Below are 13,039 nucleotides of genomic sequence, written 5' to 3' on the forward strand. Positions count from 1 at the left end.
TCAGCTTTCGGCCAGTGCGGCGTCGATCTTTTCGGAAAGGCCCGTCAACGAGCTGTCGGCGACGTGTTCGCCGTTGACCATGAACCAAGGCGTGCCCTGCACCCCGGCGTCGATGCCGGCCTTGATGCGGGCGTCCATGGCCTTCAGGGCGTCGGCGTCGGTGACGCAGGTCTGGAACTGTTCCTCGGTCAGGCCCGCCCCGTTGGCGATGCGCAGCAGGACCGTGCGCGGCGGCACGCCGCCGAAGATTTCGCGCTGGCTGGCCATGATCTCGTGGATCACCGGGAAATATTTGTCCGGCCCGGCGCAGCGCGCGATCAGGAAGCCGGCGATGGCGACGGGCGCGGGGTCGGTCGGGAACTCGCGGAACACGTACCGGATCTTGTTGGTGTCGATGTATTTGGCCTTGAACTCGGGATAGACCTGCGCCTGCCAGGCCGCGCAGTGGCCGCAAGTGACCGAGGCGTATTCCACCACCGTGACCTTGGCGCCTTCGGCGGCGCCCATGGCCATGTCGCCCTCGGCGGCCGCGCCGGTCTGGGCGCCCGAGCAGGCGGCCAGCATCGTCATGGCCGCAAGGGCGGCGCCGGTGACGGCCGCGCGGCGGCTCATGGAGGCGTATTTGAACGGACCGCTGGCGCGCATGGCGACTTCCTCAAGAACTCAGGCTCTGGATGATCGCGCGATTCCCCGGGGGCCGCGCGAGTTCCCTTGGTTGTCGAGAACAGGTGCGGCGGAAAAAGGTCAAGAGCCAGCCGTCGGAATCTGACTGCGCACCTCGGGGCGATGGGACGCCGCGTCGGACACTGCAAACCGACTGTTCCCGTTCTGAAAAATCTTCATGCGCGCCGGAAAAGTAGGCGTTTAGATCAACTTGCGTTAGTCAGTTCCAGACTAAAGTTTCGGCGCGTCGGTTCACCAGAATTGGCTTCCGTCTTCACCGTTCGGCGAAATCGAACTTCACGGAAAATCCTGATGACTACAGATGTGTCGCCGTCAATCGTCTTGGTGGTCGAAGATGAATTGATGCTACGGATGCGCGCCGTGGACATCGTTCAGGATGCCGGGTTCGAATCGGTCGAGGCGATCAACGCGGACGAGGCGATCGCCATCCTGGAATCCCGCGACGACATCTCGTGCCTGTTCACCGATATCCAGATGCCGGGCAGTATGGACGGCCTGAAGCTCGCTCACCTGACCCATGCGCGTTGGCCGCATATCAAGATCGTCCTGGTCTCCGGACAGATCGCGGTCACCGAGGCGGACGCACCTGAAGACAGCAAATTCTTCCCCAAGCCGCTCGAGATCGAGCAGATGGTGTCGGAGCTTCGGGAGATGGTCGGCAAGGGCGCCCTGGAGGTGCTGCCGTCGCTTTCGGCCGAGAACGGCGCCCTGACGACCGAGAACCGCGAGCTCCGCTACCAGCTCCAGCAGGCGGGCGTGCACGCCGAGGCCCTGCTGCTGAAAACCGTGTCCGATACGGAGGCGCAACAGCTCATCATCGATGAGAACCAGCCGCTCCAGGACGCCCTGACGACCGAGAACGACAGTCTCAAACTGGCGCTCGAACAGGCCGGTATCGACGCCAAGGCCTTGCTGGTCCAGGCGGGCATCGAGGCCGAGGAGCGCGACGCCGCCGACAAGCTGCAGAACCTGATCCACGCCGAGCTGCATCACCGCATCAAGAACATGCTCGCCACAGTGGGGGCCATCACCGACCAGAGTCTGCGTACCGCCACCAGCATGACTCACGCCCGGTCCGCCATCGACGGCCGGTTCGCAGCCCTGGCCCGCGCCCACGACCTGCTGACCCGCTCGAGTTGGGAAAACGCCACCATCGGCAGCACGGTCCGAAGCGCCATCGAACCCTTCGACCAGGGCGACGGCCGCTTCGTCATCTCGGGCGAGGACATCCGCATCACATCGAGCTCGGTCATCGCCTTCGCCATGACCCTGAACGAGCTGTGCACCAACACGACCAAGTTCGGGGCCCTGTCCCTGCCCGGCGGCCAGGTCAATCTGTCATGGCGCGTCGAGGATGGTCGCGTGCTTCTCGACTGGATCGAGTCCGGCGGCCCGCCCGTCGAGGAGCCCACGCGCAAGGGTTTCGGCACCCGCATGATCACGTCGCTGGGCCAGCAGCTCAAGGGGCAGGTCGTGCTCGACTACACGCCGGGCGGCTTCACCTACACGCTGAACGTTCCGGTCGAGGCGCTGGTCGGGAAGTAGGGGCTTAGCACGGGTCTTCCTCTGGCCCCGACCGTCGCCGGTCGGGACCCTCGTCAGTCCTGGTCTTCAGAAGGTCAGACCGTCATGTGCCTGCGCTGGATCAGAATGGCCGCGCCGCCCGCCAGCGTCAGACCCATCAGGATCATGGCCCATTCCGACAGGGTAGGGACCGGGACTGGCCCGGCCACAGGCGCAGGCCCGATGAACAGGCCCGCTCCGTAGGGGTTTCCGCCGACCGCGATCGTCGCGATATCGGCATTGGTCGCCGCGTTGATCACGGTCACCGTGCCATCGTTCACGTTCGTGACGTAGACGCGGGCGCCGTTCGGCGTGAACGCCACGTTCCACGGCCTTTGGCCCGTGGCGATGTTTGTGATCGCCGTGTTGGTGGCGGTGTCGAAGACGGTGACATTGTCGTTGAAGGTGTTCGACACGACCCCCCTGGACCCGTCGGGCGAGATCGCGACGTGTCGGGGACCGCTGCCGACTGCAAGAGTGGTGATGACGGCATTGCTCGTCGTATCGATCACCGAGACGCTGTTCCCTGCCTGGTTGGCGACGTAGAGGCGAGTGCCGGCGGGATTGACCGCGACCCCGAACGGCTGGCTTCCGACTCCGATCGTGCCGATCACGGTGTTGGTCGCGGTATCGATGATCGACACCGAATTCGAACCTTCGTTTGTCACATAGGCCCGCGTGCCGGCCGGGTTCAGGGCCACGCTCAGAGGGTTGGATCCCACGATGATCGTCGCAACGACCGTATTCGTGGTCGTGTTGATCACGGAAACGCTGCCGGCGCCGATGTTTGTCACATAGGCCCGCGAACTATCCGGCGAAACAGCGACACCGCGAGGCGTAGAGCCGACCGGGATCGTCGAAACGACGGTGTTGGTGGCGGTGTCGATAACCGAAACGTTGTTGGTGTTCTGATTGGACACGTAGGTCCGGGCGCCGTTCGGGCTTGCGGCCGATCCATAGGGTCCCGTGCCCACCGCGATCGTCGCCGTCACCGTGTTGGTGTTTGTATTGATCACCTTGACGCTGTTGAACTGGTAGTCGGTGACGTAGGCGTTCTGAGCCGATGCGGCTCCGGACCAGCTAAGGCCGGCGACGGCCACGGCGATTGCGGCCCATCTGCCGATGGGAAGGTGGTTGATATTGAGCAAGGTGTGTCCCCCGAAGACCGAACGTTTTCCAGCAAATCAGAAATCATGGCTTTCCATAGCCTTTACAAAGGTATGGACCCCTCACCATGGTCTGCCGCCGTAGCAGTTCGACCTGTCGCAAACCATGGAATTCGCACCGCTGAAGAGCCAGTTTCGTCCCAGATTTGGAACGCGGGCCGCACGGCTTGGCTTACCTGTCGCCTTGGTTTGCAAAGCGGACGTGAGCCTGCGGCCGGGATCTGACTTGTGCTGGACCCGGCCAGCGGAGGGGAGACAGGCGCCCTAGCGTCGACCCTTCGCCTGATCCGACAGCACGGCCCGTCCCAGATTCGCCAGCGCCGCCTTCAGCCCGTCGGGAGCGGCCTCGACAGACTTCGTCAGCTCCGCCTCGGCTGCCGCGTCCAGCGGGTCGATCCGCCGCCGCGCGCCCTTGGTCGAGGCGGCGATCTGCGCCAGGGGCTTCACCGGTCCCTGGGCGATCCGCAGCTTGTCCACAGCGCCCGGTCCGAGGAACAGGTTCACCCGCGCCAGTATGTCCGCCGACTGATGCTGGACCAGCAGGGCCGCCGGGCCCGCGACGCGCAATTCCAGCGTCCCGCCGCTTCCGGCGCGGCCCTTGGTCAGTTTCTGCGGGCGGGTGACGCGGGCCAGCTGGTCGCCGACGATCTCCCGCCAGCGGGGTTCCAGTGCGCCCGCGCCGCGCCCGAACTTCTCGTCCAGTTCGCGGATCAGTGGAGCCAGAGCCCGCCCGGCCGGCGGCGCGGGCCGCGGCATGGGCCGGGTCCTTCGCCGCGACAGGATTTCGCGGGTCTCGGCATCGGTGGGCAGATCGCGCGCCATGACCGCACCCTAGCCGATATTCGTCCCGACTTCTCCCTCCCCCTGCGGGGGAGGGTGGTCGAGCGAAGCGAAGATTGGGTGGGGGCGGCGAGGCGACACAGATGTGCTGTGCGTGGTTTGCCTTCCCGCCCCCACCCGGTCGCTGCGCGACCACCCTCCCCGAACGGGGAGGGAGAGGCTATGGGTTACCCAATGCTCCCCGCCGACATCGCCAACCTGCGCGCGTCCCTGCTGGCCTGGTACGACGCCCATGCGCGCACCCTGCCGTGGCGGGCCCCGCCCGGCGCGGCCGAGCGCACCGACCCCTACCGCGTCTGGCTGTCCGAGGTGATGCTGCAGCAGACCACCGTCCCCCACGCCACACCCTATTTCGAGCGATTCACCGCCCGGTGGCCGACCGTCGGCGATCTCGCCGCCGCCCCGGACTCAGACCTGATGGCCGCCTGGGCGGGCCTCGGCTACTACGCCCGCGCCCGCAACCTGCTGGCCTGCGCCCGCGCGGTGGCTGACGACCACGGCGGCGTCTTCCCCGATACCGAGGCGGCGCTTCTGGCCCTGCCGGGGGTGGGCGCCTACACCGCCGCAGCCGTCGCGGCCATCGCCTTCGACCGCCCGGCCAATGTCGTGGACGGCAATGTCGAGCGTGTCGTCGCCCGCCTGTTCGCCGTCGAGACCTCGGTCCCCGCCGCGCGGCCAGAACTGAAACGCCTCGCCGCGACCCTGGTCGCCGACGACCGCCCGGGAGACTGGGCCCAGGCCCTGATGGACCTCGGTTCGACCATCTGCCGGCCGAAGTCCCCGCTCTGCCTGACGTGCCCCATCGCCGAGTTCTGCGCCGGCCGCGTCACGGGCGAGCCCGAACGCTATCCGCTCAAGACGAAGAAGGCCGCTCGCCCGCACCGTCAGGGCGTGGCCTGGGTCCTCCGCGACGGCCGGGGCCGCGTGGCCCTCGTCCGCCGCCCCGACAAGGGCCTCCTCGGCGGCATGGTCGGCCTCCCGACCAGCGATTGGACCGATACCGCGCCCGGCGCCCACCCTACCGTCGCCGTCGACTGGACGGAGGCCGGCGCCGTCGACCACGTCTTCACCCACTTCTCGCTGACGCTGACGGTCCGGGCGGCGACGGGGCAGGGCGACTTCATCTGGATGCCCGAGGCCGAGGCGCTGGCCGCCTTGCCCACCGTGTTTCGGAAGGCGCTGGAACGGGCTCTGGCGATAAGTGCGCCATGAAGAATTTATTCTCCTGACCCCCTTGCGTCTGGCAGGCGGTCTTCCCATCTCGCCGGCCGGGTCTTTGACAACTCATCGGGAAGGTGCCGTCGCTTCAGGCGTTCGCCGGAGCGGCCCGGTTATCCGGACTCGCCGGACTCGGCGGACTCTTTTTCGAGTCCGGATCGGCCCCGACCTATCGCGTCGTCACGATCCTGACCTCGCCGACCCGGTTCCTCGGCATGACCACCACCTGGTCGCCCAGCCGTTCGAAGGCCAGATCGACCGTGGCGTCGCCGACCTGAAGCCGGCTGACGGTCAGCCGCTCGATGCCGGCGGGCAGGGCGGGGGCGTCGATGGTGACGGTCTTCGTCAGGGCGTCGATCGACACCCCCAGCGACGCCTGCAGCATCAGGAACACCGACCCCGCCGCCCAGGCCTGAGGCAGGCAGGCGACCGGATAGGCGATCGGCCCTTCGCCCGTCTCGCGCTCGAAGCCGCAGAACAGTTCCGGCAGCCGCATGTGGAAATGGCTTGCGGCGGCGTAGATCTCGCCGAGGATCATGCCCACCGCATCCCGCTCGCCGTAATGAGCCATGCCCGCGACCCCCAGCGAGGTGTCGTGCGGCCAGACCGAGCCGTTGTGATAGCTCATCGGATTGAACCGGGCCTGACCTCTCGCGAGCGTCCGCAGTCCCCAGCCGGAACGGAACTCGGCGCCCAGCAGCCGCTTCGTCACCGCCGCCGCCCGCGTCGCCGAGGGCAGGCCGGTGAATAGCAGGTGCCCGGCGTTCGACCCGATGGCCTCGCAGGGGTTCCCGTCGCCGTCGAGGGCGATGGCGTAGAACTGCTGGTCCTCCATCCAGAACCGCTCCTCGACCAGCAGCCGGACCTCGTCCGCCTGATTGTCCCAGGCCAAGGCCCGCCCGTCGCCGAGCAGGGCGCCCAGATCAGCCATCGCGCGCCATGCGGCGAAGGCGTAGCCCTGAACCTCCAGCAACGCGATCGGTCCCTTCGGGAACCGCCCGTCGGAATGGAAGATGGAGTCCTCGGAGTCCTTCCAGCCCTGGTTCGACAGCCCCGTCTCGGCGGCCCGGGCGTAGTCGATCAGACCGTCGCCGTTGCTGTCGCCATAGTCGCGCATCCACTCGGTCGCGGCGATCAGGTTGGGCCACAGTTCGCGGATCAGGTCGATGTCCCCGGTTCGCCGGAAATAGGCTCCGGCCAAGGCGACGAACAGGCAGGTGGTGTCGACCCCGCCGTAGTAGAGGCCGAACGGGACCTCCCCCAGACCGCTCATCTCGCCGCCCCGGGTCTCGTGCATGATCTTGCCGGGCTGGCTATCCTGGAAGGCCGAGACCTCGGTCGCCTGACGCTTCGCCAGATAGGTCAGCACCCCCTTGGCCAGCGACGGGTCGAGCCACAGCATCTGCCAGGCCGAGATGATCCCGTCCCGCCCGAATGGCGTCGAGAACCAGGGCGTCCCGGCATAGGGATAGGGACCGGTCGGCAGGTCGGTCGTGAGGAGCGCGATGTCCGCCCTCGACTGATCCAGCCACTGGTTGAAGCGCGGGCTGCGCGGCCCTCTCAGCGAGGCTCCCCGCCGACGCCTGCGACGCATCGCCAGCCGCGCCTGGACCGCGTTCTCGCGCCACCGGATCGGATCGGGCGTCGAACAGACCTCCGGTCCGCACTCGATATAGAGATCCAGCTCCTTGCCCTTCGGCAGGCTGAACATGAACTCGGCCCGCGATCCCGACAGCCGCGCCGGCGGCTCCGAAAAGGCGAGACAACTGGTCCGTACGACCTCGTCGAGCCCCGTGTAGCGGAAGGTCACCCGCCGCCCGTCGTGCGTCGGCGCCTCGCCGGTCCCCCGCTTCTCCCGCAGCGTCCCGCGCACCTGGAAGATGTCGGCGAAGTCTGCCCCAAACTCGAAGGCAAGCGGGAGCAGGACGTCCTCGACCCCGTGGTTGACCATCCGCACCCGCTCGAACATCCGCCGGTCCCAGACGAAGCGCCGCCGCTCGATATGCAGCACCCCCGCCGGCGCCGAGCGCCCGCCCATGGGGGGCAGGGGGCGGTTTGTGGTGTGGGCGGTGAAGAACACATTGTCCCGGCTGACGCCCGAACTCAGCCGCGACGGCCGCGCCAGCCCCACGGTCATCACGAACCGCGACAGGATCCGCGTGTCATGATCGAACAGGCCGTCAGCCCCGCCTTTCAGGTCGCCCCAACTGTCTGCCACCAGAAAGGTGTCGGCGTCCTTCAGGGCCTGCAGGGTGTCCAGCCCGCCGGTCTCCGCGCTTTCCGCGGCCGTCTGCTGAACCGAATAGCCGTCGTCCATGGAACCTCGCTGGCGCCCCCGCCCACATGATCGTGTGCGAATGCGAAGGGAAAATGGCCGAGGCGAGGTTAGGTTCAGGCGGAAACGGCGAAGCTCCGCTCTTCGTGCAGTGGAACCACCACATCGTCGAGCACCGTCTCGCCGTAGGGCTTTCTGGCCAGCAGGTCGCCGTAGACATCCAGATAGCGCCGGGCCATCGCCGTGGCGGAGAACCGCAGCTCAAACCGGGCGCGCACGGCCTCGCGATCCAGCATCGAGGCCCGACCCGCCGCCGCCACCGCCTGCTCCAGCGTATCGACCAGGAAGCCCGTCGCGCCGTCTTCGATGACCTCGGTCGTCGAGCCGCAGCGGAAGGCGACCACCGGCGTGCCGCAGGCCATGGCCTCGATCATCACCAGACCGAAGGGCTCGGGCCAGTCGATCGGGAACAGCAAGGCCTCGGCTCCGCCCAAGAACTCGGACTTCTGATGATCCCCGATCTCGCCGATGAACTCGATCAGGGGGTTCCCGTCGATCATCGGCTTGATCTTCGTCTCGAAGTAGATCTTGTCCGCCGCATCGACCTTGGCCGCCATCTTCAGCCGCTTGCCCAGCTTGGTAGCGATCTCGATGGCCCGGTCGGGCCGCTTCTCAGGCGAGATGCGGCCGAGGAAGGCAAGGTAGCCGCTCGACTTCGGCGAGAAGACGTACTGCTCGGCCGGCATGCCGTGATGGACCGTCGCCTTCCAGTTGGCGAAGGCCAGCGGGCGGCGCTGATCGTCGGAGATCGAGACGAGACCGAACTCGGGCCAGCGCTCATAGACCTCCGGCAAGTCCTTCATGTCCAGACGGCCATGCAGGGTGGTCAGGGTCTTGTTGGCGATCCGCTCGAAGAACGGGAAATGGATCATGTCGGTGTGGAAATGGATGACGTCGAAGTCGTCCGCGCGGCGCAGGACCTCCGACAACATGCTCATGTGCGACGCCAGATCCGACTTAAGCGGCGCAGGATCCAGCCGGATCGCCTGATCACGCACCGGGATCAGGCGGGCCTTGGTGTGCGCCTCGGCGGAGGCGAACAGGGTCACGTCATGCCCCAGATCGACCAAGGCGTCGGTCAAATGGGCGACCACCCGCTCGGTGCCGCCATAGAGCTTGGGAGGGACGGCCTCGTAAAGCGGGGTGACCTGGGCGATCTTCATGATGTGGATGCTCCGACCCGCTCAGCCGGGCCGTAGACATCAATGATATCGCAACTGCGAAGTTCCCGAACGAAACGCCGAATTTCGGTAAGGATTGCGGCGCCTTACAGGAAACACAGAGTCCGTTTTCCGACACTTGGGCTGACGGTCCAACCAAATGAAAGACTTAGCGGGAGGACCCTACTGCATCCCCGCCCGGACTTCGGCGCGCAGGGCGTCGATGGAGCGCAGGCCCGTGTCCGTCCGGAAGCGCCAGTAGGTCCAGCCGTTGCAGGCGGGCGCGTTCTCGAACAGCGCGCCCAGCTTGTGGATCGAACCGGTCATCGCGCCCGACACCAGCGAACCGTCGGCACGGACACGGGCCTCGCGTTCACCCTTCGGGCAATAGAGGACATCGCCCGGCGACAGCAGGCCGGCCTCGACGAGGGCGCCGAACGGCACCTTGACCTCGGCGCGCTTGGAGCCGGTCACGACCAGATCCTCGGGCCTGGCCGGGATGACCGCCTTGATGCGGGTCTCGGCCACCTTCGCGTACTCGGGATCGCGCTCGATGCCGATGAAGTGACGACCCAGGCGCTTGGCGGCCGCGCCAGTCGTACCCGTGCCAAAGAAGGGGTCGAGGATCACGTCGCCGGGCCGCGTCGCGGCCAGGATCACCCGGTGCAGCAGGGCCTCGGGCTTCTGGGTCGGATGGGCCTTCTTGCCGTCCTCGCCCTTGATCCGTTCCTCGCCGGTGCACAGGGCGAAGGTCCAGTCGGACCGCATCTGGGTGTCTTCGTTGAAGGCCTTCAGCGCATCGTAGTTGAAGGTATATCGCTTCTGCTCGCGGCTCTTGGCCGCCCAGATGAGGGTCTCGTGGGCGTTGGTGAAGCGCGTGCCCTTGAAGTTCGGCATCGGGTTCGACTTGCGCCAGATGATGTCGTTGAGCACCCAGAACCCAAGGTCCTGGATCGCCGAACCCAGCCGAAAGACATTGTGATAGCTGCCGATCACCCAGATCGAGCCCTCGTCCTTCAGGACGCGACGGCACTCCTTCAGCCAGTCGCGGCAGAAGGCGTCGTACGCGGCGAAGCTGTCGAACTTGTCCCAGTCGTCGTCGACCGCATCGACCTTCGAGTTGTCGGGACGCAGAAGGTCGCCGCCCAGCTGGAGATTGTAGGGCGGGTCCGCAAAGACCATGTCGACCGACTTGTCGGGCAGGGACCGCAGGATCTCGATGCAGTCGCCGCGATGAATGACATCCGTAGCGAGATGGGGGGTCTTCAGATCGGTCACGCTGCTCGGCCTCGAGGTTGAGGCGCAACCGTGAATCCTTGTGGTTAAGGTGGGGTTATCCCGCCACCGAAACCACCGGCAGCCACAGGGTGATGTCGCTCGTCCCGGTCACGGGGTCGTAATAGGCGCCGTAGCGCTCGAAGTTGGGCGTGCCGCCGTCCTTCCATTCGCCATTCGACGCCAGCCAGCCGTGCGCTCCCATAATCGTCTGGCGGATGCCGGACACCGGCCCCTGGTGGACGAAGACCGCGTAGGTCGCTTCCGGCACGCGCATCCGGCCCACATCGGGGCGCAGGCCGTCGAAGGTCGCGACCTCCACAGCGGACATGTATTCGAAGCGTCCGTTGGCTGTGTCGGCGTCGCAGGTTGCGCCATATGTCACGTCGCCGATCTGACCGGCGAGAGGCAGGCGGGCGACGAAGCGTTGCCAATCCAGCGGAATCTGGTCGGGCGCCTCTGCGAACCCGTACCAGCGCCGCAGGCCGGCCAGCAGCATCGGACGATGGGTCTCGAAGCGATCGGGCGTCACGTCAGCGCGCTTCGGGCTGAACAGTCGCCGGGCCCTTGCGGACGTCCATTGCGGCCCGGGCGGAGGCCATGTCGGGGAAGACCGCGCCGTCGGAATTGGTCTCGGGCTCGCACACGACCTGAAGGGCGCCGTCGACCAGGGTCCCGGGGGTGACGGGGGCGGGTTCTTCGTACAGCGGGGTCTGGGACAGGAACTTCCCGTCGCCATAGGCTTCCAGCACCAGGGCGCGGCGGGTGCGGGCGGCGCAGTCGTACATGACGCTGGTCGCAACCGCGTCGACCATGCCTTCGTCGGACTCCACCCCCTCGTCGAGGAAGGTCCATTCCCAGACGAACGGGTCGGCGGCGGCGCCCTGAACCATGACGACACGGGTCTGACCGACCGCGGCGATCCTGAGTTCGCCGGTCGCATTCAGGGCGTCCTGGGCGTAAGCCGGGGAAAGGCTCGCGGCTGTCAGAAGAGCGGCAAGGGCGGCGATGCGCATGGTCCGGGTCCGTCTGGTCACTTGTCGTTCTTCGCTTATCCCGACCCAGATCGTTCACGTCGAGAGCGGAAGTGGGGCAAGGCTCGTGCAAATCGAAATCGGCATGGCTATGACGCTTCCATGATCGCTCGCCTTCGCCCCGTCCCGTTCGACCTCGGCCCCGTGCATTTCGTGGGCATAGGCGGGATCGGCATGAGCGGGATCGCCGAGATCATGCTCAAGATCGGTTATTCGGTGCAGGGGTCGGACGCCAAGTCGTCGGCCAACACCGAGCGTCTGGCCGATCTCGGCGCGAAGATCTTCATCGGCCACGACGCGGCCCATGTCGGCGAGGGCGTCTCGGCGGTGGTTTATTCCACAGCGGTCAAGGCGACCAATCCGGAGATGATGATCGCGCGCGAGCGCCGCATTCCGCTGGTCCGCCGCGCCGAGATGCTGGCCGAGCTGATGCGGCTGCAGTTTTCGATCGCGGTCGGGGGCACCCACGGAAAGACGACGACGACCTCGATGGTCGCGGCCCTGCTGGATGCGGCGGGGCTGGACCCGACCGTGGTCAACGGCGGGATCATCAACGCCTACGGCACCAACGCCAAGGTCGGCGACGGTGACTGGATCGTGGTCGAGGCCGACGAGAGCGACGGAAGCTTCCTGCGCCTGAAGTCGACGGTGGCCATCGTCACCAACATCGATCCGGAGCATCTGGATCACTACGGCGACTTCGATGCGGTGCGGAAAGCGTTCTGCGACTTCGTCGAGAACATCCCCTTCTACGGCTTTGCTGCAGTCTGCCTCGACCACCCGGAAGTGCAGCGGTTGGTCGCCTCGATCGATAACCGGCGGATCGTCACCTACGGCATGAACCCACAGGCCATGGTGCGGGCGGACAACTGCGACATGAGCCCGGACGGAGCGCGGTTCGACGTCGTCATACAGGACCGGGGCGGCGCCGAGCCCGTCCGCATCACCGGCCTGCACCTGCCCATGGCCGGCTGGCATAATGTCGCCAATGCCCTGGCCGCCATCGCCGTGGCGCGGGAACTGGATGTGTCCGACGACGCCATCCGTTCGGGCCTCGCCTCGTTCGCGGGCGTGAAGCGGCGATTCACGACGACCGGCGTGGTCAACGGCATTCGCATCGTCGACGACTACGGCCACCATCCGGTGGAGATCGCCGCTGTGCTGAAGGCCGCCCGTCAGGTCGCCGAAGGCCGCGTGATCGCCGTCGTCCAGCCGCACCGGTTCACCCGCCTGCGCGACCTGATGGACGAGTTCTCTACCAGTTTCTCGGACGCCGACAGCGTCATCGTCGCCGACGTCTATGCGGCGGGCGAGGCCCCGATCGAGGGCGTGGACAAGCAGGCGCTCGTGGATGGGATCCGTCGCTACGGGCATCTGCGTGTATCGGCGCTGGAGAACGCGGCCGTCCTGCCGCGCGTGATCGCGGAAGAGGCCAAATCCGGAGACGTGGTCGTCCTGCTGGGCGCCGGGGACATCACGGCCTGGGCCTATGCCTTGCCGGCGCAACTGGAGGCTTTGGGCGGCTAGGCGGTGAGCTTGCACTGTTTCCGATTTTTGGAGTGCAAGCAGTGCAAGGCGAGTTGTTTTAAATCAGCGGATTAGATTACCTGCGTGGACAACGGTGCAGGTATTATCGGAAATTCCGGTGTATCGGATGGTCCGTCTGAACGCCTGACGATGTCAAAGACCGACTTCGGCAGATGGAGTTTCCTGAAGCGGTGCGCAAGGCGCCGAAAGGAATAAAGTCCTCAATGTGGAGTCGCA

General features: G+C 66.4%; 11 protein-coding genes. 3 read left to right on the plus strand and 8 right to left on the minus strand.

From position 1 onward, the window contains the following. Positions 1-645 carry a thioredoxin domain-containing protein gene (locus ACQY68_RS05880; RefSeq protein ID WP_428152117.1) on the minus strand — a complete coding sequence of 215 codons (645 nt, stop codon included), beginning with the start codon at positions 643-645 and terminating at the stop codon, positions 1-3. Between the two features lie 330 nt (positions 646-975). Here ACQY68_RS05880 and ACQY68_RS05885 point away from each other — a divergent pair, with 330 nt between their 5' ends. Further along, complete coding sequence (locus ACQY68_RS05885) at positions 976-2,229, plus strand: HWE histidine kinase domain-containing protein (RefSeq protein ID WP_428152118.1); 1,254 nt, start codon at positions 976-978, stop codon at positions 2,227-2,229. Between the two features lie 74 nt (positions 2,230-2,303). Here the strand turns inward: ACQY68_RS05885 and ACQY68_RS05890 are convergent, their stop codons facing one another. Both ACQY68_RS05890 and ACQY68_RS05895 read right to left on the minus strand, forming a co-directional pair. After that, positions 2,304-3,395, minus strand: a complete 1,092-nt coding sequence (locus ACQY68_RS05890) for an IPTL-CTERM sorting domain-containing protein (protein WP_428152119.1) — start codon at positions 3,393-3,395, stop codon at positions 2,304-2,306. A gap of 282 nt (positions 3,396-3,677) precedes the next feature. After that, positions 3,678-4,235, minus strand: coding sequence for a DUF721 domain-containing protein (locus tag ACQY68_RS05895; protein ID WP_428152120.1), 558 nt, complete (start codon positions 4,233-4,235; stop codon positions 3,678-3,680). 180 nt (positions 4,236-4,415) lie between these two features. On the opposite strand from ACQY68_RS05895, the gene mutY reads away from it, so the two are divergent. Continuing rightward, positions 4,416-5,465, plus strand: coding sequence for an A/G-specific adenine glycosylase (mutY, locus tag ACQY68_RS05900; protein WP_428152121.1), 1,050 nt, complete (start codon positions 4,416-4,418; stop codon positions 5,463-5,465). A 175-nt stretch (positions 5,466-5,640) separates the two neighbouring features. Here the strand turns inward: mutY and ACQY68_RS05905 are convergent, their stop codons facing one another. The 5 genes from ACQY68_RS05905 to ACQY68_RS05925 all read right to left on the minus strand — a co-directional run bounded on the left by ACQY68_RS05905 (position 5,641) and on the right by ACQY68_RS05925 (position 11,278). After that, entirely contained in the window at positions 5,641-7,788 is a 2,148-nt protein-coding gene (locus ACQY68_RS05905) for an amylo-alpha-1,6-glucosidase (RefSeq protein ID WP_428152122.1), read from the minus strand. A 74-nt stretch (positions 7,789-7,862) separates the two neighbouring features. After that, the gene (locus tag ACQY68_RS05910) at positions 7,863-8,969 is read right to left on the minus strand and encodes a glycosyltransferase family 4 protein (protein WP_428152123.1); all 1,107 of its coding nucleotides are present in this window, start codon (positions 8,967-8,969) and stop codon (positions 7,863-7,865) included. Positions 8,970-9,149: 180 nt separating this feature from the next. Further along, positions 9,150-10,244, minus strand: coding sequence for a site-specific DNA-methyltransferase (locus ACQY68_RS05915; RefSeq protein WP_428152124.1), 1,095 nt, complete (start codon positions 10,242-10,244; stop codon positions 9,150-9,152). A gap of 55 nt (positions 10,245-10,299) precedes the next feature. Further along, a complete protein-coding gene (locus ACQY68_RS05920; RefSeq protein ID WP_428152125.1) occupies positions 10,300-10,773 on the minus strand; it encodes a GyrI-like domain-containing protein in 474 nt (157 codons plus the stop codon). Between the two features lies 1 nt (position 10,774). Further along, positions 10,775-11,278 carry a hypothetical protein gene (locus ACQY68_RS05925; protein WP_428152126.1) on the minus strand — a complete coding sequence of 168 codons (504 nt, stop codon included), beginning with the start codon at positions 11,276-11,278 and terminating at the stop codon, positions 10,775-10,777. Positions 11,279-11,377: 99 nt separating this feature from the next. On the opposite strand from ACQY68_RS05925, the gene murC reads away from it, so the two are divergent. Next, positions 11,378-12,802 carry a UDP-N-acetylmuramate--L-alanine ligase gene (murC, locus tag ACQY68_RS05930; RefSeq protein ID WP_428152127.1) on the plus strand — a complete coding sequence of 475 codons (1,425 nt, stop codon included), beginning with the start codon at positions 11,378-11,380 and terminating at the stop codon, positions 12,800-12,802. Positions 12,803-13,039: the final 237 nt, after the last annotated feature.

Source organism: Brevundimonas sp. (genome assembly GCF_965278935.1).
GTDB lineage: Bacteria > Pseudomonadota > Alphaproteobacteria > Caulobacterales > Caulobacteraceae > Brevundimonas.

Bases quoted from the DNA above. Each gene is read 5' to 3' on its own strand.
- ACQY68_RS05880 (WP_428152117.1), bottom strand. From the start codon at position 645: ATGCGCGCCAGCGGTCCGTTCAAATACGCCTCCATGAGCCGCCGCGCG.
- ACQY68_RS05885 (WP_428152118.1), top strand. From the start codon at position 976: ATGACTACAGATGTGTCGCCGTCAATCGTCTTGGTGGTCGAAGATGAA.
- ACQY68_RS05895 (WP_428152120.1), bottom strand. From the start codon at position 4,235: ATGGCGCGCGATCTGCCCACCGATGCCGAGACCCGCGAAATCCTGTCG.
- mutY (WP_428152121.1), top strand. From the start codon at position 4,416: ATGGGTTACCCAATGCTCCCCGCCGACATCGCCAACCTGCGCGCGTCC.
- ACQY68_RS05905 (WP_428152122.1), bottom strand. From the start codon at position 7,788: ATGGACGACGGCTATTCGGTTCAGCAGACGGCCGCGGAAAGCGCGGAG.
- ACQY68_RS05910 (WP_428152123.1), bottom strand. From the start codon at position 8,969: ATGAAGATCGCCCAGGTCACCCCGCTTTACGAGGCCGTCCCTCCCAAG.
- murC (WP_428152127.1), top strand. From the start codon at position 11,378: ATGATCGCTCGCCTTCGCCCCGTCCCGTTCGACCTCGGCCCCGTGCAT.